Source organism: Stenotrophomonas sp. AGC87 (genome assembly GCF_057333975.1).
In genome coordinates this window covers 23,139-40,424 of record NZ_JBHFHW010000008.1, presented here as the reverse complement: position 1 = coordinate 40,424, position 17,286 = coordinate 23,139, and the positions used below count along the sequence as shown (strand labels likewise).

The 17,286-nt window shown below is 68.3% G+C and carries 15 protein-coding genes; 5 read left to right on the top strand and 10 right to left on the bottom strand.

The window, feature by feature from the left end; all coding sequences use genetic code 11:
• Window positions 1-30: 30 nt before the first annotated feature.
• Entirely contained in the window at window positions 31-2,211 is a 2,181-nt protein-coding gene (locus ACE026_RS03550) for a primosomal protein N' (RefSeq protein WP_486037898.1), read from the bottom strand.
• A gap of 437 nt (window positions 2,212-2,648) precedes the next feature.
• On the opposite strand from ACE026_RS03550, the gene ACE026_RS03545 reads away from it, so the two are divergent.
• The 4 genes from ACE026_RS03545 to sppA all read left to right on the top strand — a co-directional run bounded on the left by ACE026_RS03545 (window position 2,649) and on the right by sppA (window position 7,676).
• Complete coding sequence (locus ACE026_RS03545) at window positions 2,649-3,653, top strand: hypothetical protein (protein ID WP_486037882.1); 1,005 nt, start codon at window positions 2,649-2,651, stop codon at window positions 3,651-3,653.
• The gene (locus tag ACE026_RS03540) at window positions 3,646-4,209 is read left to right on the top strand and encodes a DUF3106 domain-containing protein (protein ID WP_486037881.1); all 564 of its coding nucleotides are present in this window, start codon (window positions 3,646-3,648) and stop codon (window positions 4,207-4,209) included. The genes ACE026_RS03545 and ACE026_RS03540 overlap by 8 nt, the downstream gene beginning before the upstream one ends.
• Window positions 4,210-4,328: 119 nt before the next feature.
• Window positions 4,329-5,693: an MATE family efflux transporter gene (locus ACE026_RS03535; RefSeq protein WP_486037880.1), complete on the top strand. Its 1,365-nt coding sequence runs from the start codon at window positions 4,329-4,331 to the stop codon at window positions 5,691-5,693.
• Window positions 5,694-5,768: 75 nt separating this feature from the next.
• Window positions 5,769-7,676, top strand: coding sequence for a signal peptide peptidase SppA (sppA, locus tag ACE026_RS03530; RefSeq protein WP_486037878.1), 1,908 nt, complete (start codon window positions 5,769-5,771; stop codon window positions 7,674-7,676).
• Window positions 7,677-7,749: 73 nt separating this feature from the next.
• Here the strand turns inward: sppA and ACE026_RS03525 are convergent, their stop codons facing one another.
• The gene (locus ACE026_RS03525) at window positions 7,750-7,986 is read right to left on the bottom strand and encodes a hypothetical protein (protein ID WP_486037877.1); all 237 of its coding nucleotides are present in this window, start codon (window positions 7,984-7,986) and stop codon (window positions 7,750-7,752) included.
• A gap of 154 nt (window positions 7,987-8,140) precedes the next feature.
• Here ACE026_RS03525 and ACE026_RS03520 point away from each other — a divergent pair, with 154 nt between their 5' ends.
• Window positions 8,141-8,917, top strand: coding sequence for an SDR family oxidoreductase (locus tag ACE026_RS03520; protein ID WP_046274143.1), 777 nt, complete (start codon window positions 8,141-8,143; stop codon window positions 8,915-8,917).
• Window positions 8,918-9,008: 91 nt separating this feature from the next.
• Here ACE026_RS03520 and ACE026_RS03515 read toward each other — a convergent pair whose 3' ends face one another.
• From ACE026_RS03515 to dprA, 8 genes are all read right to left on the bottom strand, one after another.
• Complete coding sequence (locus ACE026_RS03515; protein WP_486037875.1) at window positions 9,009-9,659, bottom strand: DUF4124 domain-containing protein; 651 nt, start codon at window positions 9,657-9,659, stop codon at window positions 9,009-9,011.
• Window positions 9,660-9,684: 25 nt separating this feature from the next.
• Window positions 9,685-10,488 carry a DUF4124 domain-containing protein gene (locus ACE026_RS03510; RefSeq protein WP_486037873.1) on the bottom strand — a complete coding sequence of 268 codons (804 nt, stop codon included), beginning with the start codon at window positions 10,486-10,488 and terminating at the stop codon, window positions 9,685-9,687.
• A gap of 43 nt (window positions 10,489-10,531) precedes the next feature.
• Entirely contained in the window at window positions 10,532-11,092 is a 561-nt protein-coding gene (gene tsaC, locus ACE026_RS03505) for an L-threonylcarbamoyladenylate synthase type 1 TsaC (protein WP_486037871.1), read from the bottom strand.
• A gap of 64 nt (window positions 11,093-11,156) precedes the next feature.
• Entirely contained in the window at window positions 11,157-13,664 is a 2,508-nt protein-coding gene (locus ACE026_RS03500) for a DNA topoisomerase I (protein WP_486037870.1), read from the bottom strand.
• A 194-nt stretch (window positions 13,665-13,858) separates the two neighbouring features.
• Window positions 13,859-14,767 (bottom strand): RDD family protein, encoded by a 909-nt coding sequence (locus tag ACE026_RS03495; protein ID WP_486037868.1) that lies wholly within the window; start codon window positions 14,765-14,767, stop codon window positions 13,859-13,861.
• A 45-nt stretch (window positions 14,768-14,812) separates the two neighbouring features.
• Window positions 14,813-15,559, bottom strand: a complete 747-nt coding sequence (locus ACE026_RS03490; protein ID WP_486037867.1) for a pilin — start codon at window positions 15,557-15,559, stop codon at window positions 14,813-14,815.
• A gap of 38 nt (window positions 15,560-15,597) precedes the next feature.
• Entirely contained in the window at window positions 15,598-16,071 is a 474-nt protein-coding gene (locus ACE026_RS03485; RefSeq protein WP_088433666.1) for a DUF494 family protein, read from the bottom strand.
• A gap of 42 nt (window positions 16,072-16,113) precedes the next feature.
• Window positions 16,114-17,253, bottom strand: coding sequence for a DNA-processing protein DprA (gene dprA / locus ACE026_RS03480; protein WP_486037896.1), 1,140 nt, complete (start codon window positions 17,251-17,253; stop codon window positions 16,114-16,116).
• Window positions 17,254-17,286 lie beyond the last annotated feature (33 nt).

Below are 17,286 nucleotides of genomic sequence, written 5' to 3'. Positions count from 1 at the left end.
CGTGCCGACCAACGGGCGGCACCTACAGGCCTAATACAGATCCGTCGGATCCACATCCAGCGACCAGCGCACCTTGCGTGCCTGGGGCAGCGCGGAGATCTGCGGCGTCACCTGATCCAGCACGCCATGCAGTGGGCGTCGCGCGGGTGAGGACAGCAGCAGCTGGGTGCGCTGGTAGCCGGCGCGGCGGGGCATCGGTGCCGGCATCGGGCCGTAGCGTTCCACCGCGGCATCGTCGGGAATCAAGGCGCGTACGGCACTGAGCATCGCGTTGGCATGCTCCACCTGCTGCGCTTCGGCACGCAGCAGCGCCAGATGCGCGAACGGCGGAAAGCCAGCCGCTTCGCGCTGCTGCAGTTCGGCCTCGGCAAAGGCGTGATACCCACCGTTGACCAGCGTCTCCAGCAGGGGATGCCCCGGGTGGTGGGTCTGCAGCCAGACCTCGCCGGCATCCACCGCACGCCCGGCGCGGCCGGCGACCTGGATCAGCTGCTGGGCGAGCTTTTCACTGGCGCGGAAGTCGGCCGAGAACAGGCCTTCATCGATGCCGACCACCACCACCAGGGTCAGCTTCGGCAGGTCGTGACCCTTGGCCAGGATCTGCGTGCCGACCAGAATCCCCGCGCGATCGCCAAGCGAGGCCAGCTGGGTTTCCAGCGCATCACGCTTGCCGGTGGTGCCGCGGTCGATGCGGATTACCGGGAACTCCGGGAAGGCCTCGACCAGGTGTTCTTCCAGCCGCTCGGTACCGATGCCCTGCGGCTGCAACGCCAGGCTGCCGCACTCCGGGCACGCCAGCGGCGCGGACTGGCGCGCACCGCAGTGGTGGCACTGCAGGCGGCGGCCGCCGGCATGCACCGTCATCGGCGCATCGCAGCGCTGGCACGGCGCGGTCCAGCCGCAGTCATGGCAGAGCAGCACGGGTGCATAGCCGCGGCGGTTCTTGAACACGAGCACCTGGTGCCCGGCCTGCAGGTGCTGGGTGATGCCGGCCAACACCTCCGGCGAGAGCCCATCGCGCAGCGGGCGTTTACGCACATCAAGCACGCGTACCACCGGCGGGCGCGCCGCGCCCGCGCGTTGTTTCAGGCGCAGGTGGGTGTAACGGCCGGCATGCGCGTTGTGCAGCGATTCCAGCGACGGCGTGGCGCTGCCGAGCACGACGGCTACGTCCAGTGCCTTGGCGCGTACCAGCGCGAAATCGCGTGCGTGATAGCGGATGCCGTCCTGCTGTTTGTAACTGCCGTCGTGCTCTTCGTCGATCACGATCAGGCCCGCATTCGGCAGTGGCGTGAACACCGCCGAGCGCGTGCCGACGATGACCTGTGCTTCGCCTCGCGCGGCGGCGGCCCACACGCGGGCGCGCTCGTTGTCGTTCAAGCCCGAGTGCAGCACATGCACCGGAATGCCCAGGCGGTTGCGGAAGCGCGACAGCGTCTGCGGGGTCAGCCCGATCTCCGGCACCAGCACCAGCGCCTGCTTGCCACGCGCCAGGCAGGCGACGATGGCCTGCAGGTAGACCTCGGTCTTGCCGCTGCCGGTCACGCCATCGAGCAGGTAAGCGGCAAAACCGTCGGCGGCGGTGATCGCGGCGATCGCCTCGGCCTGTTCGGCATTGGGCGCGGGGCCGCCGGCCGGCGAGGCGATGGCCGGTGCATGCGCCAGCGCGATCCGTTCGACCAGCTCGCGCTTGGCCAGTGAGCGGGCAGCGTTGCGCCAGTCGTCCATCAAGGTATCCAGGCGGTCTTCGTTCACCACGCCCTCGGCCAGGCATTCGGCCAGGCGTTGCGGGCGGGTACCGCTGCGCAGCTTGGGCTGCGGGTCGCGGCCGGCCGCCGTCAGCTGCCAGCCCCACTGATGGGTGTCCGGCACGGCCTCACCCCGCCGCAGCGGACCGGGCAGGGCCGTACTGATCACCTCGCCCAGCGGGGCATGGGTATAGCGCGCCAGCCACTGCAGCGAGCGCCACAGCTCACCCGTCACCAGGGGCGTGGTGTCGATCCACTCGATCGCGGCGCGCAGGCTGCCGGGGTCCTCGACCTGGCCGATCCCGGCCACCACGCCGACCAGCTCCCGCGAGCCGAACGCCACCCGGACCCGCTGCCCGGCCATCCCCGGGGCCGGGGCCGGCCCGGGCGGCGGGGCGTAGTCGAACAATTGCGGCAGCGGCACCGGCAGGGCGACGCGCAGGGTCGAAGACGAGGAGGTCATCGGGCCAGTGTAGCGGGCAGGGGCGGACAGGATCACGCCCATTCACCGTCTCAACCGGGTGCGCGCCGAATCATAAATCCCACCTAAATATCCGACTTGATTGGAGATTCAGGCTTATCCACATCTTCTGTGGATAAGTCTGTGTGCCACTGCGTATGTGACCGCCTTGCGTCAGGAACTTCCGACGTTCTGCTCAGGTTGGTCAAAAAATAGCCAAGCAACAATAATCAATAAAAACAACAAGATAGCTGTGAAACAAAGTTGAAACAGACTTGACGTGGGGCTCACGTGTGGTTCTACCTCGGTTTTACGTGGTGCTGTGCACAACCTTTTGCGCCGGAAGGCTTTGCGGACCGTGGCCGCTCACAGGAAATGAACATCCGCGCGCCGCTGGAGTGACGCAATCGCTATCATTTCCACACAATGATGGAGTTGCTATGACGGCTGCGCCCGCCCCCGTTTCTTCTACCGCAGCCGGCGCGCTGTCGGCGTTTCTCCGTGGCGTTGAACGCCGCGCCCTGGTCGTGGCCGAGCTGCAGTGCGGCGACCCGACCGTCGCCGAACAGGCGCTGGTCGCCGTCATGCGTGCCTTCGCCGGAATCGCCAGCGATCTGCCCATGGCCCAGTGGCCGGAGCGGTTCTGGTCGCTGCTGGTACACCGCGCGCCGTTGCGCGAGCCGGCCGCAGGCCATTGGCCTGCCCCCTTGGAGCACCTGGCCGGGCTGACCCCGCCGGCGCGGCTGGCGTTTGTGCTGCGGATCGGTGGCGGCCTGGATGAAGCCGCGGCCGCGCAGATCCTGGATCTGCCGATGGCCGACTACCAGCACGCACTGGCCGATGCCTGCCCGCGCGATGCCCAGGGCAACCCCGATGCCGCAGGCTGGCGCGCGCTGGCCGAGCAGGTCCAGCTGCGTATCCGCGATCTGCCCGCCAGCCGGCTGCAGCGCCTGCAGCAACCGGTGGCCGCCCCGGCCAGCCAGCAACCCGATGCCGCCTCCTGGCGCACGCCGGTCAAGTCCGATGCCCCCACCCAGCGCCGTCCGGTCAAGCGCCCGCGCGGCCGTCGTTTCCCGTGGAAGGGCGTGCTGATCGTGGCCGTCACTGCCGGCGTGCTGCTCGGCGGCGCGGCATGGTGGAAGCACGCCCGTCAGGGTGGCGAGCCCATGGCCGATACCCCCGAAGGTGCCGTCGCCGATGCCGGTCCGGTCAAGGTCGAAGCGTTGCCGGCGGCCGACCTGCCGACCGTGGCGCCGACCGCCTCGCCCTACGCGGCCACGGACGCGGCGATGCTGGCCGATCCGGATCTGCCGACCGCCCGCGATGCCGATCTGTACGCCTGGTTTGCTGCGGGTGGCCCCGTGCCCGTGGATGAATCCCAGGCCCAGCCGAGCCGCCCTGAACCCGCTACCGCCGGCCTGGAGACGGCTGCCGCCGATGAGTAAGCCTGCCTTCCTGCTGATCGCCCTCGGGCTCTCCAGCGCGGCCAGCGCCGCCCCCAACCGGGTCGAGGTGCCGCTGGCGGTGCCGGCGCCGCCCAGTGCCACGGCGCCGGCCATCCCGGCCACGCCTGCGGCGCTGGACCCGGCCCAGCTGCGGGAGCTGCGCAGCCGCTATGCCGCCTGGCAGGCCATGAGCGAGGGCGAGCGTGCCCGCGTCCGTGCCGCGGCGGCGCGCGTGGCGGCATTGCCTCCGGCCCAGCAGCAGGCGCTGCGCCAGCGCTTCGCCGAACAGGACCAGCGCTTCCGCGACGGCTGGCTGCTTGGCCCGCAGCTCGGCCACGAATTCACCAAGCTGCAGGGCCTGTTCGGCTATCTGCCGGCTGAGCAGCGCCCCACCGCGCTGGCGGTGCTGCGCCAGCTCACGCCCTCCCAGCTCACCCAGCTGACCCTGGTCGCCCAGCGCACTCCACCGCAGGACCGCGACCGCGTGCGCGCCGAATTCCTGGGCGTGGCGCCGGCTGCACGGGACAGCTGGCTGCGCGAGCACGTGGGCCACTGACGGCTTCCGCCCGTTTACCTGAAAGCGCGGCTTTTCCCCGGCCGCGCGCGTAAGATGGCGGGCCGCAACCCGGTGCCTGTGCCCTCCGCGCGCGACCGTAGTTGCCGTCTGTGACTCCCATGTCTACCGCTTCCTCCACGCCGCGCCTCTCCCGGGAAGTGCGCGCCACCGGTCTGCTCGCGCTGCCGTTGGTTCTGGGCCATGTTTCCACCGGCCTGATCTCCTTCGTCGACAACGTGATCGCCGGTCACCACGGCACCCACACCCTCGCGGCCGTCACCATCGGCACGGCGCTGCTGTGGCTGCCGATGCTGATCCCGATCGGCACCCTGATCTCGCTGACCGCCTCGGTCTCGCAGCTGCACGGCGCGGGCCGCGAGCGCGAGATCGGTCCGCTGTTCCGCCAGGCGCTGTGGCTGGCGCTGGGGCTGGGGCTGATCATGTTCACCTTCCTCACGGTCGTGCCGCCGCTGCTGCCGGCGTTCGGCATCGCGCCGGATATCGTGCCCGGTGCGACCGCGTTCCTGCATGCGGTGCGCTGGGGCGGCCCGGCGCTGACGCTGTACTTCTGCATGCGCTACCTCAGCGAGGGGATGCACTGGACGCTGCCGACCATGCTGCTCGGCTTTGGCGGCCTGTTGGTGCTGGCGCCGCTGGGCTACGTGCTCTGCTACGGCAAGCTCGGCTTCCCCGAGCTGGGCGCCGAAGGCCTGGGCATGGCCTCGGCGATCATGATGTGGCTGCAGGCGCTGTGCTTTGCCGGCTATCTCTGGAAGACCAAGCGCTTTGCCCACCTGCAGTTGTTCTCGCACTTCGAAGCGCCGCGCTGGAGCGCGATCTGGGAGCTGCTGCGGACCGGCCTGCCGATCGGCATCACCGTGCTGATGGAAGGTGGCTTGTTCATCGTCACCGCGCTGCTGATCGGCCGCCTCGGCGCGACCGAAGCGGCGTCGCACCAGATCGCCATCAACGTGGCCCAGCTGTGCTTCATGATCCCGATGGGTGTGGCCGAAGCCACCACGGTGCGGGTCGGTCATGCCGTCGGCAGAGGCAACGGGCTGGGTGTGCGCCGCGCGGCGATCGCCGGGCTGCTGATCATCCTGGGCACCCAGACGCTGTCGGCGCTGGTGCTGCTGCTTGGCCATGACGCCATCGTCGGGGTCTACACGAACGATCTGGGCGTGGCTGCACTGGCCTCGACCCTGCTGTTGTATGCGGCCGCGTTCCAGTTCCCGGATGGCATCCAGGTGCTTTCGGCCGGCGCGCTGCGCGGCCTGAAGGACACCCGCGTGCCGATGTTCATCGCCATGTTTTCGTACTGGGGCCTGGGCATGCCGCTCGGCGCCGGGCTGGGACTGGGGTTGGGCATGGGCCCGCAGGGCATGTGGCTGGGCCTGATCCTGGGCCTGACCGCCGCCGCGATCCTCATGGCCTGGCGCCTGCGTGTGAGCAGCGCCCGTGCCGGTCTCCCTTCGACACCCTGACTTGTGTCCGATGCCGGCGCGCCCGGCAACGGCTATTCTGGCACCACGGCAAGAAGCCACTCTGGAGTTACCCCCATGAACCAACCCGCGCGTCGCAATCCCGTCGCCAGCTTCTTCATCGGGCTGTGGGATGTGATGAACTTTACCCGCCGGCTCATCCTCAACCTGGTGTTCTTCGGCCTGCTGTTCCTGATCCTGATCGTGTTCATCGTCGCGATGGGCAAGAGCGCGACCTCGAAGGCGTCGCTGCAGGACCGCACCACCCTGGTCATCGCACCGGAAGGTCGGCTGGTCGAGCAGTTCAGCGCTGATCCGGTCAGCCGCGCGCTGGGCAAGGCCGTCGGTGACAAGGGCGCCGAAGAAATCCAGCTGCGTGATCTGATCCGCGCGCTGGAGGCAGCCAAGACCGACAAGAAGATCGAGCGTGTGGTGCTGGAGCTGGACAAGCTGCAGCCGAGCGGCTTCGCCTCGATGCGCGAAGTGACCGTTGCGCTGCAGGAACTGCGTGCCGCCGGCAAGCAGGTCGTGGCCTTCAGCGAGAACATGAGCCAGTCGCAGTACCTGCTGGCCTCGCAGGCCGATGAGGTCTACCTGGACCCGATGGGCGGCGTGGTGCTCGAGGGCCTGGGCCGCTATCGCCAGTACTTCCGCACTGGCCTGCAGGACAAGCTGGGCGTGGACGTGCACCTGTTCAAGGTGGGTGAGTACAAGTCGGCCGCCGAGCCGTACGTGCTGGATGCCGCTTCGCCGCAGGCCAAGGAAGCCGATCTGTTCTGGATGAACGATGTGTGGCAGCGCTACCTGGCTGACATCGCCAAGGCACGCAAGCTCGACCCGGCTCAGCTGGCCGCCGGCATCGACACCATGCCCGAAGGCATCGCCGCTGCCGGTGGCGATCTGGCCAAGTTCGCCCTGCAGCAGAAGCTGGTGGACGGCCTGAAGACGCGCGAGGAAGTGGACACCCTGCTTACCGAGCGCGGCATCGCCGACGACGACGCTGACGGTGGCTACCGCAACGTCAATCTGGATGCCTACCTGAGCGTGCTCGATGGCCGCCGTTCGCCGGTGGATTCGCGTCCGCAGGTGGCGGTGATCGTGGCGTCCGGTGAAATCTCCGGTGGCGATCTGCCGGCCGGCCGCATCGGTGGCGAGTCGACCTCGGCCCTGCTGCGCGAAGCGCGCGACGACAAGGACGTGAAGGCCGTGGTGCTGCGCGTGAGCTCGCCGGGCGGTGAAGTGTTCGCCTCCGAGCAGATCCGCCGTGAAGTGGTCGCGCTGAAGGAAGCCGGCAAGCCGGTGGTGGTCTCGATGGGTGATCTGGCCGCCTCGGGCGGTTACTGGATCAGCATGAATGCCGATCGCATCTACGCTGACCCCTCCACGATCACCGGTTCGATCGGCATCTTCGGGATGATCCCGAACGTGGCCCGCTCGCTGGACAAGATCGGCGTGCATACCGATGGCGTGGGCACCACCCGCTTCGCCGGTGCGTTCGACATCACCCGCCCGATGGACCCGGCCGTGGGCCAGGTCATCCAGTCGGTGATCAACAAGGGCTACGCCGATTTCACCGGCAAGGTCGCCGCCGCGCGCAACAAGCCGGTGGAAGCGGTGGATGAAGTCGCCCGCGGTCGTGTGTGGAGCGGTGCGCAGGCCAAGGAACGTGGCCTGGTCGATGACTTCGGTGGTTTGAAGGCCGCGGTGGCTGACGCCGCCAGCCGCGCCAAGCTTGGCGAGGCCGGCAAGTTCCGCGTGCGTTACATCGAGAAGGCGGCCACGCCGTTCGCGCAGTTCCTCAGCGGTTTCGCCGGCAGCCATGCCGGTGCCTGGATGCTGGGCGAATCGGGCATGGCCCGTCTGATGCTGGCCCGTTCGATGCCGGAGCTGGACACCCAGCTGCGCTTCGTCGAAGACGCCGCACGCGACCCGCGCAACAACGCCGCGCCGGTCAAGACGCTGGTGTACTGCTTCTGCGGTCTGTAAGCGGCCTCAGCGGTACTGTGTGACACCCGAACGCCCGGCCTGTGCCGGGCGTTCTGCCCTCCGGCCGATGGGGTCAGGGGCTGGGCGGTGGCGTGTCACCGCTGGCGCGGTCGGCTTCGGCGGCGCGGGCATCGGCGGACTGCTGCAGGGTGTCGCTGACCGCCTTGGCGCGGTCGATCGGTGTCTGGATCGCATCGCGCAGTTCAGTGGCCTGCGGTTCCGGCGGTGTATCCGGTGCCGGGGGCACTGGCCGGTTGCAGGCGCTCAGCGCGATCATCGCGAGCAGCGGCAGGGCAATACGGATCGTCATGGCAACCTCCCTCGGTGAGCCGGTAGCGGAACATCAGTGTCCCACCGCCTCGCGCGTCGCGCGTGATGGCGCCCGGTAGGCCGGCCATCGCGCGTTATCCTATCCGGGCCGCACCGTAGGTGCTGCATCCCATGGATCACCGCAGGAGAAGCACGTGAGCGCGCAACGTTGGCGACTGGATGGACAGACCGCATTGATCACCGGTGCGAGTGCCGGCATCGGCTTGGCGATCGCGCGCGAACTGCTGGGCTTCGGTGCGGACCTGCTGATCGTCGGCCGCGATGCGGATGCGCTGGAGATGGCCCGCGATGAACTGGCTGATGCCTACCCGGATCGTGAGATCCACGGCCTGGCTGCCGACGTCTCCGATGACGAGGACCGCCGCGAAATCCTGGACTGGGTGGAAGACCATAGCGATGGGCTGCACATTCTGGTCAACAATGCCGGCGGCAACATCAGCAAGCCGGCCACCGAATACACCGAAGACGAGTGGCGCGGGATCTTCGAGACCAACCTGTTTTCGGCGTTCGAACTGTCGCGCTATGCGCACCCGCTGCTGGCGCGGCACGCGGCCTCGGCGATCGTCAACGTCGGCAGCGTGTCCGGCCTGACCCACGTGCGCAGCGGCGCGGTGTACGGCATGACCAAGGCTGCGATGCACCAGATGACCCGCAATCTGGCCGTGGAGTGGGCCGAGGACGGCATCCGCGTCAACGCCGTGGCGCCGTGGTACATCCGCACCCGGCGTACCTCCGGGCCGTTGTCCGATCCGGATTACTACGAGCAGGTGATCGACCGCACCCCGATGCGCCGCATCGGCGAGCCGGAAGAGGTGGCGGCGGCGGTCGGTTTCCTGTGCCTGCCGGCCTCCAGTTACGTCACCGGCGAGTGCATCGCAGTGGACGGTGGGTTCCTGCGTTACGGGTTCTGAGCCGGCCAGCGGCCGGCATGACCGATCGGGGCGCGCGGCAAACGCGGTAATGGCGCTCGGTAACTCCAGTCGCGGTCAGGAGAAAACCTGATCACGGCACCGGGCAATCGCTCTCGGCCAACACGGCTTCCAGTCGCGTACGTTCGGCGGTCGCCGCGGCCTGATTCTCCCGCGCCGCGAAGCGCTCGCGGCCGCGCGCATCGCGCAAGCGCTGCTGCCAGCTGCTGCAGCGCTGTTCCTCCGCTACCGGCTCGCAGGCATCGCGCACCACTTCGCAGCTGGCCGCGTTGCTCGGCGCATGGCTGCCCCCCAGACCGGTAAGGGCCAGCGATTCGCAGCGTGACGGGGCCGGCTCGCGCTCATGCAGGTAGCGACCGCCATCGGCAGAAACGCACCGGTAGATCTCCGGCAGCGGCGGTTTGGGTGGGCTGGCGTCGTCGGGCTCCTGCGCCGGGGCTGCCGGGCGCAGCGCTGCGCTGTCGAGCAGGCCGCTGTCTTCATCGCCGTCCTGCGGCAGCGGTGGCATGGTGTGTTCGGTGGTGGGGGCGGCCGGGGTACTGTCGAGCACGGCTGGGGCACGCACTGGCGCACTGATCCGTTGAATGCGCTGTTCGCTGCCGGCCGGACAGGCCACGCTCTGGATGGTCAGGTTGCCGCCCGCATCGGTGCAACGGAAGAACACCGCCTCGTCGGCGGCGGCGGGCAGTGATAGCAGCAGGGTGAGCAGCAGGCAGTGCTTCATCGCATCAGTGTAAAGCGCAGCACCATCAGTGCCCGCCGCAGTCCTGGTCCAGGCGCGCGTCGATCCCGCGCTGCTCGCGGGTCAGCGCGTCGCGCTCGCCCTGCAGCGCACTGTTGTAGCGGCGGATCAGGTCCCAGCGCCGGTCTTTCAACCGCGAGCAGACCTCCTGCGCAGGCAGGGCATGGCACTCGTCGCGCACCAGCACGTTGCCGGCCGGCACCACCACGCTGTTGCCCAGCCCGGGGTGCGGATACCCACCGCCCTGCCAGTGCGAGCTGCCGCCGCCGATGCTGATGCTGCCGCCCACCTGCGCGCCGGTGCCGGTCACCGAGACCGCACCGCCACTGCTGCTCACCGAACCGCTGCCCATCGGTGCGATCGGTGGCAGCGGACGCGACGGCCGATAGCCGCCCGACGGCGGCCTCGGGCCAGGTGGATACGGCAGATAGGCCTCGGTCCAGATCGGCACCCAGCGTGGATTGCCTTCGTTGCTGTCGCTGACGTAGGTATCGCCGTCACTGGTGGTGCACTCGTACATCGGCTGCGGCGGCTGTACGTGCACGTAGCGCACCTCGCGCTCGGGTGCGCGCGGGGCAGGCGTCGGGTCGGGTGCGCGGTCGCTGCGCACTACCTGCGGGGCCGGGTCGCGCGGGCGCTGCAGGTCGCGGACTTCCTGCCGGCCCTGGCGGCATGGCGCGTCCTGCAGCGACACGGCGCCGTTGCTGCCCACGCAGCGGTAGACGCGCACGTTGTCGCTCTGCGCGGCGGCGGGCACGGCAGCGCTCAGCAACGTGAGCAGGGACAACCACAGAGCAGGGCGCGGGGTCATGCGGCCAGTGTGCGGGTTTGCCCGCCTGCGCGCAAAAGGCGGCTCAGCTGCGCAATACCTGGCCGCTGAGCGCATCGCGGATCGGCGTGGGCTGCGCCAGGCCACCGGTCTGGCCATCGATCAGGCCATCGAGCAACGCCAGCAGGCGAGGGTCCAGTTCGGCGCGTGTGCGTGCCGGTGGCTCGCCGGCGAGGTTGGCACTGGTGGAGACCAGCGGGCCGCCCCAGGCGCGGCACAGTGCGGCAACCAGCGGATGTGCGCTGATCCGCACCGCGATGCCACTGTGTTCGCCGGTGATCCATCGCGGCGCACGTTCGCCGGCGGGCAGGATCCAGGTGTTGGCACCGGGCCAACTGGCCAGGACCGCGCCTTGGCGATCCAGCGGCAGGGCGTCCATCCGCACCCAGCCCTCCAGCTGGGCCGGGTCGGCGGCGACCAGGATCATCCCCTTCTCGACCGGGCGCTGCTTGAGCTGCAGCAGCTTCATCACCGCGGCCTCGTGCGCGGGGTCGCAGCCCAGCCCCCAGACCGCTTCGGTGGGATAGGCGATCACCCCGCCGGCGCGCAGCGCAGGCAGGGCGGTGTCCACAGTGAATTCGTTCATGACAGGCGGGCCGGGTGCATGGCCCGCATTATCCTCCCGCCGTGGCGGGAGGGGTCAACCAGGCTCAGCTGGCAGCGACCTTCTTGACGGCCTTCTTCACGGCTTTCTTGGCCACCTTCTTGGTCGCTTTCTTCGCCGTGGCCTTCTTGGCAACCTTCTTCACCGCGGCCTTCTTGGTGGCGGTCTTCTTGGTCGCTTCGCCAGCGGCGGCTTTCTTGGCCGGTGCCTTCTTGGCCACCACCTTCTTGGCGGCCTTCTTGCCGAAGCCCTTGCGCACCGGCTTGCCGGTTTCTTCCATCAGCGTCTGGACTTCGGCCAGGGTCAGCGAGGCGGGCTCGCGATCCTTCGGGATCTTGCCGTTCATCTTGCCGTCGCTGATGTACGGGCCGAAGCGACCGTTCAGTACCTGGATCTCGCTGCCCTCGAATTCCTTGATGATCCGGTTGCGCGCGATCTCTTCCTTCTCTTCGATCAGGAACACGGCGCGGGCCAGGTCGATGGTGTACGGGTCGTCTTCCTTCTTCAGCGAGGCATAGGTGCTGCCACGCTTGGCGAACGGACCGAACCGACCAATGCCCACGCTGACGTCCTCCTCCTTGTCCTGGCCGAGCGCACGCGGCATCAGGAACAGCTCCAGTGCGTCTTCCAGGGAGATGGTGTGCATCGACTGGCCGGGGCGCAGCGAGGCGAACTTGGGCTTGTCCTCGGCGTCCTCGGCGGTGCTGCCGATCGCCGCGTACGGCCCGAAGCGCCCCAGGCGCACGCTGACCGGCTTGCCGGTCTTGGGATCGGTGCCGAGCTCGCGCGCGCCACTGGCCTCGGCGCGGTCGCCCGATTCGTTCTTTTCGCCGACCAGCTTGTGGAACGGTTCCCAGAAGCGCGCCATCAGCGGGATCCAGTCTTCCTCGCCACGCGACACCGCATCGAGCTCGTCTTCGAGCTTGGCGGTGAAGTCGTAATCCACGTACTGGGTGAAGTGGCTGGACAGGAACTTGGACACCGCGCGGCCGACATCGGACGGGCGGAAGCTGCGGCCTTCCATCTCCACGTACTTGCGGAACAGCAGGGTCTGGATGATCGAGGCATAGGTCGAGGGGCGACCGATGCCGTATTCCTCGAGCGCCTTGACCAGCGCCGCTTCGGTGAAGCGCGGCGGCGGCTGGGTGAAGTGCTGTTCGGCCAGGATGCGCTCGAGCGGCACGCGGTCGCCGGGCTTCATCGCCGGCAGCTTGCGGCCTTCATCGTCGTCGTCGGCACTCTTGTTGTCTTTGCCTTCCTCGTACACGGCCAGGAAGCCGGGCACGACCACGGTGGTGCCGCTGGCGCGGAACACATGCTCGCTGCCGGCCGACAGGTCCACGCTGACGGTGTTGAGCGTGGCCGGGATCATCTGGCAGGCGACGGCGCGCTTCCAGATCAGCTCGTACAGCTTGCGCTCGTCATCGGTGAGGAAGCGCGCCACCTGGGCCGGGGTGCGCAGTGCCGAGGTCGGACGCACGGCTTCGTGCGCTTCCTGGGCGTTCTTGGATTTGGTCTGGTAGGTGTTCGGCTGGTCCGGCAGCGAGCCGATGCCGTAATCGCGTGCGATCACATCGCGGATTTCGGCCAGCGCGTCCTGCGAGAGGTTCACCGAGTCGGTACGCATGTACGAGATCAGGCCGACGGTGCCTTCTTCTTCACCGATCGCCATGCCTTCGTACAGCTTCTGCGCGACCTGCATGGTCTTGCGCGTGGTGAAACCGAGCTTGCGCGAGGCTTCCTGCTGCAGCGTGGAGGTGGTGAACGGCGGCGCCGGGCGGCGCTTGCGCTCCTTGCTGACCACATCGGTGACGTGCAGGGCGCCCTGGGCGGCCTGCTGGATGCGCAGGCGCGCGGCCTCGGCGGTGTCGCCGTCGGTCACGGTGAACTGTTCGAACTTCTGCCCGTCCAGCTTGATCAGGCGCGCATTGAAGTGCTGCGAGGGATGTGCGCACAGCGCATCGATGCTCCAGTACTCGCGGGCGATGAAGGCTTCGATCTCTTCTTCGCGCTCGACGATCATGCGCAGTGCCGGGCTCTGCACACGGCCGGCGGACAGGCCGCGCTGCACCTTGCGCCACAGCACCGGGGACAGGTTGAAGCCGACCAGGTAATCCAGCGCACGGCGTGCCTGCTGCGCATCCACCAGATCGGCGGCGATCTCACGCGGGTGGCCCATCGCTTCCTTGATGGCGCGCGGGGTGATCTCGGTGAAGACCACGCGCTGCATCGGCTTGTCCTTGACCAGCCCGCGTTCGCGCAGGATTTCGGCGATGTGCCAGCTGATCGCTTCCCCCTCGCGATCCGGATCGGTCGCCAGGAAGATATCGTCGGCGCCCTTGGCGGCCTTGACGATGGCATCGACGTGCTTTTCGTTCTTCTCGATGAGGTCGTACCGCATCGCGAAGTTGTTGTCGGGGTCGACCGCGCCTTCCTTGGGCACCAGGTCACGCACATGCCCATACGAGGCCAGGACAGTGAAGTCCTTGCCGAGGTATTTGTTGATCGTCTTGGCCTTGGCGGGCGATTCGACGATGAGCAGGTGCTTGGGCATGGCGTCAGGATTCTATGGGCAGGGCCCCGGGGAGGGCCGCTAGGGTGGAGCAAATGGCCGCATTAGTGAAGCGGCGCGGGCGATATACATAAACCGAACGCCCGGGGGTGGGCCGGGCGTTCAGCTTTCTGCCTATTAGTGGAATCACGCCGGGCCGGCTCATGTCAAGCGGCCCGGTGTGAGGATTGCTCAGATCAGGACATCGAGGCGATCACGCCGATCATCGCGATCATCACGCCGAACAGGGCCACCACGGCCAGTGCGGCGATCACCAGGATCACGATGGTGACCGTGCCCAGGCCGCGCTGCTGCAGCTCGGGGTGCTCGGTGAAGGCCCACTTGTCCACCACCAGGGTGTCGCACATCATGTCGTGCAATGCCTGCTTGCGCTCGGTGAAGGCGGCCATGATGAAGCCGATCATCAGGATCAGGCTGCTGACGATGGTCGCCAGGTAGCGGCAGAAGGCCCGCAGGAAGCTGATCCGCTCGCCATTGCCGCGCACGACCTTGATGCCGACGGCCATCTTGCCCAGCGTGGCGCCACCGCGCGAGGCGTGGAAGCCGGCGTAGTAGCCGATGCTGATCACCATGCTGAGCAGCATCACCACCAGCGTCAGCGCGACCTGCACGCCTTCGTTGCCCGAGCCGGCGCCCATCACGTTGATGATCATGCTCAGCGGCAGGGTGACCACGGTGAGCAGGATGTAATCGATGAAGTAGGCGGCGTAGCGCTTCCAGAAACCGGCGTAGACCACGTCCTGGCCATGGACCACGGCCGTGTTGGCGTAGCCGGTGGCCGCGGCAGGCGCGGTGTACGGCGAGTAGGTGCCGCCACCGGTGCCCGGCAGTGGCGCGGTGCCATTGTCGATGGCGGTGTAATCCCCGCGCAGGTCGATGCCACTGCCGACCGAACTGGCCGCGCTGGCCAGATTCTGCAGCTGCAGCTCATCGACGGCCTCGGACAGTGGCGCCCACTGCGCGAACCCTTCGCGCCACACCAGCGTGGCCAGGGTGATGTCACCGCGCTGGAAGCGCTGGCGCATCTCTTCTGCGCTCAGCGGCCCCTGACGTTCCTGGCCATCGGCGAAATACCACTCAGTCATTGCTTCAATCCCCTGTTGGGTGCATCCATGGACATGTGTCCGTTATCAGCCGCGGCATTCCAGCGGCAGGTACGTATCGTCGGGCTCACCACTGCATTCCCAATGCTCGGCACCGTTGTAGTCCAGCCACAACAGCTTGCCGTCCAGCGAGGCATTGCCGGGCACGGTGAGCTCGGCTTCCACGCCGCAGTGGCCATTGTTGAAGCGGCCGATCCGCACGGCGTTGATCGCGCCGTCGGCGTAGGCTTCGGCCGGCTGGAAACCCTCGTCATCGTTGACCGGGCAGCGGCCATGCGCGCTGTGGAACCCGGCCACCGCGAGCTTGACCGGGGCCAGCGTCACCAGCGCTTCGCTGGTTTTGGCCCGCGCCACATATTCCTGATAGGCGGGCAGCGCGATCGCGGCGAGTACCGCACCGACGATCAGCACCAGCACCACGATCACGGCCGCAACGATGCCCACGATCGCGCACCCGCTCAATCCTTTGCGGGGTGGGGGAACGACGGCGGAGTTGGCGGGCGACACGGGGGGGACGGGAGCGGCCGGCGCGGCGGGCAGCGCCGGTGGCACGGCGGGGCCGGGTACCGGCTCTGCCACCACCTCGGCGGCGGGGGCGATGTCCAGCCCGATCTCGGCCGCCACGGTTTCCAGCGGCTGCCACTGGGCCATGCCGTCGCGCCAGACCAGCGTATCCAGTGCGATGCGGCTGGAATGGTAGAGCGCGATCAACTCGTCAGCAGGCAGCGGACCGCGCTGCTGACTGTTTCCTTCTGCAAAGAACCACTGGTCCACCGGCCCGCTCCTGAATGCGCAAGGCGCTCAGTGTAAGGTCAGTGAAGCGGTTCCGGCTCGTCCACGAACATCTGGGTTTCCATCCAGGCGTACGCGGCCTCGGCCCCGGGCTGGTTGAACAGCACCATCAGCACGACCCACTTGAGGTCGTCCAGGTCCAGTTCGTCCTGGTCCAGCGCCATCGCACGGTCGAGCACCAGCTCACGCTGGCTGGCATCGAGGATGCCGTGTTGCTCCAGGAACATCAAAAAGCCACGGCCTTCCACGTCGAGCTTGTCCAGCTCGGGCCCATGGAAAATCCGCACCGGGCCATTGACGCGGCCCAGCACCACGGCCGGGCGCTGCTCGGCGAGCGCGTCCAGCCAGTCGAAGGCTTTGTTGATCTCGGTGGGGCTGAAGCCGGCCTGGATCAGGCCGTTCTGGAGGGAGTCGCGGTCGCGGATGAGGTCCGCGTCTTCGCTGAAATAGTGTTCGAACAGGTACAGCAGGACATCCAGAATGCTCTCTTTCATTGCCCCTCGGCCTGCGTCAACGACGCTGTGGAGGTGAAGAAACTAGGGTTTTCGACAGTAGCGACCATAGGCGGCCATTACCTTTCCATCCAGTTCCATGACCAGCAGCATGGCCGACAGCTGGGCCGCCGTCAATCCGCTGCGCTGGATCAATGAATCCATACCCGTTGGGTCGTGATCCAGGGCTTTCCACAAGCACTGGTAGTCCGGGTCGGTGTAGGAAGGGGCGCGCTCGGGCGCCGGTCGTGCCTGTTCAGTGGGGGCGTCCAAGCGGGTTCGCAAGGCCCCGGCCAGGGTCTGGGCGAGCGCGGCCAACCCGGCGGTCACCTCGGCCGGCGCCTCCACCAGCGCTGCGCCCTGCCGGATCAGCCGATGACAGCCGCGGGCGCGGGGATTGCGGATCGAGCCGGGCAGGGCGAACACCTCGCGGCCTGCCTCGGCCGCGCAGCGCGCGGTGATCAGGGCGCCCGAGCGCTCGGCGGCTTCGATCACCAGGGTGCCCAGGCTGAGCCCGGCGATGATCCGGTTGCGTGCGGGGAAGTGCGCCTGGGTCGCCGGCATGCCCGGGGCGTATTCGCTGACCACCGCGCCGGTGGCGGCAATCCGTTCATGCAGCGCGGCATGCCGGGGCGGATAGGTCTGGTCCAGGCCGGTGGCGACCACGGCCACGGTCATGCCACCGGTGACCTGCAATGCGCCGTCATGGGCGTGGGCATCGACCCCGGCCGCCAGCCCACTGATGACCGACCAGCCCTCGCTGGCCAGCGCGGTGGCGAAGGCATGCGCGTGCTCGCGGCCGCCGGCAGTGGGCGAGCGGCTGCCGACCACCGCCACCGCCGGGTGCCAGAGCCGCGCCGGGTCACCGTCCACGAACAACGCCACGGGCGGTTCCTCGATCTGGGTGAGCAGCGCCGGATAGTCCGGATCGGTCACGCCGAGCAGGTGATGGTGCTCCTCGGCCAGCCATGCCAGGGCATGTGCCAGGTAGCGTTCGTCCGGCAACGCCAGCCGGGCGCGTTGCGCTGGAGTACAGCCGGCGGCCCGCCAGGCGGTCGGGCCGGCCCGCAGGGCGGCCGCCGCATCGGAGAACTGGCGCAGCAGGCGCAGGCGAGGCGGCAGCGCGCCCCCGGCCAGGACCAGGGTGAGCAGGGCGGTGGATGAGGCAAGGCAGGGAATGGGCATCCCGATACCCTGGCCCGGAAATGACGAGGGGGC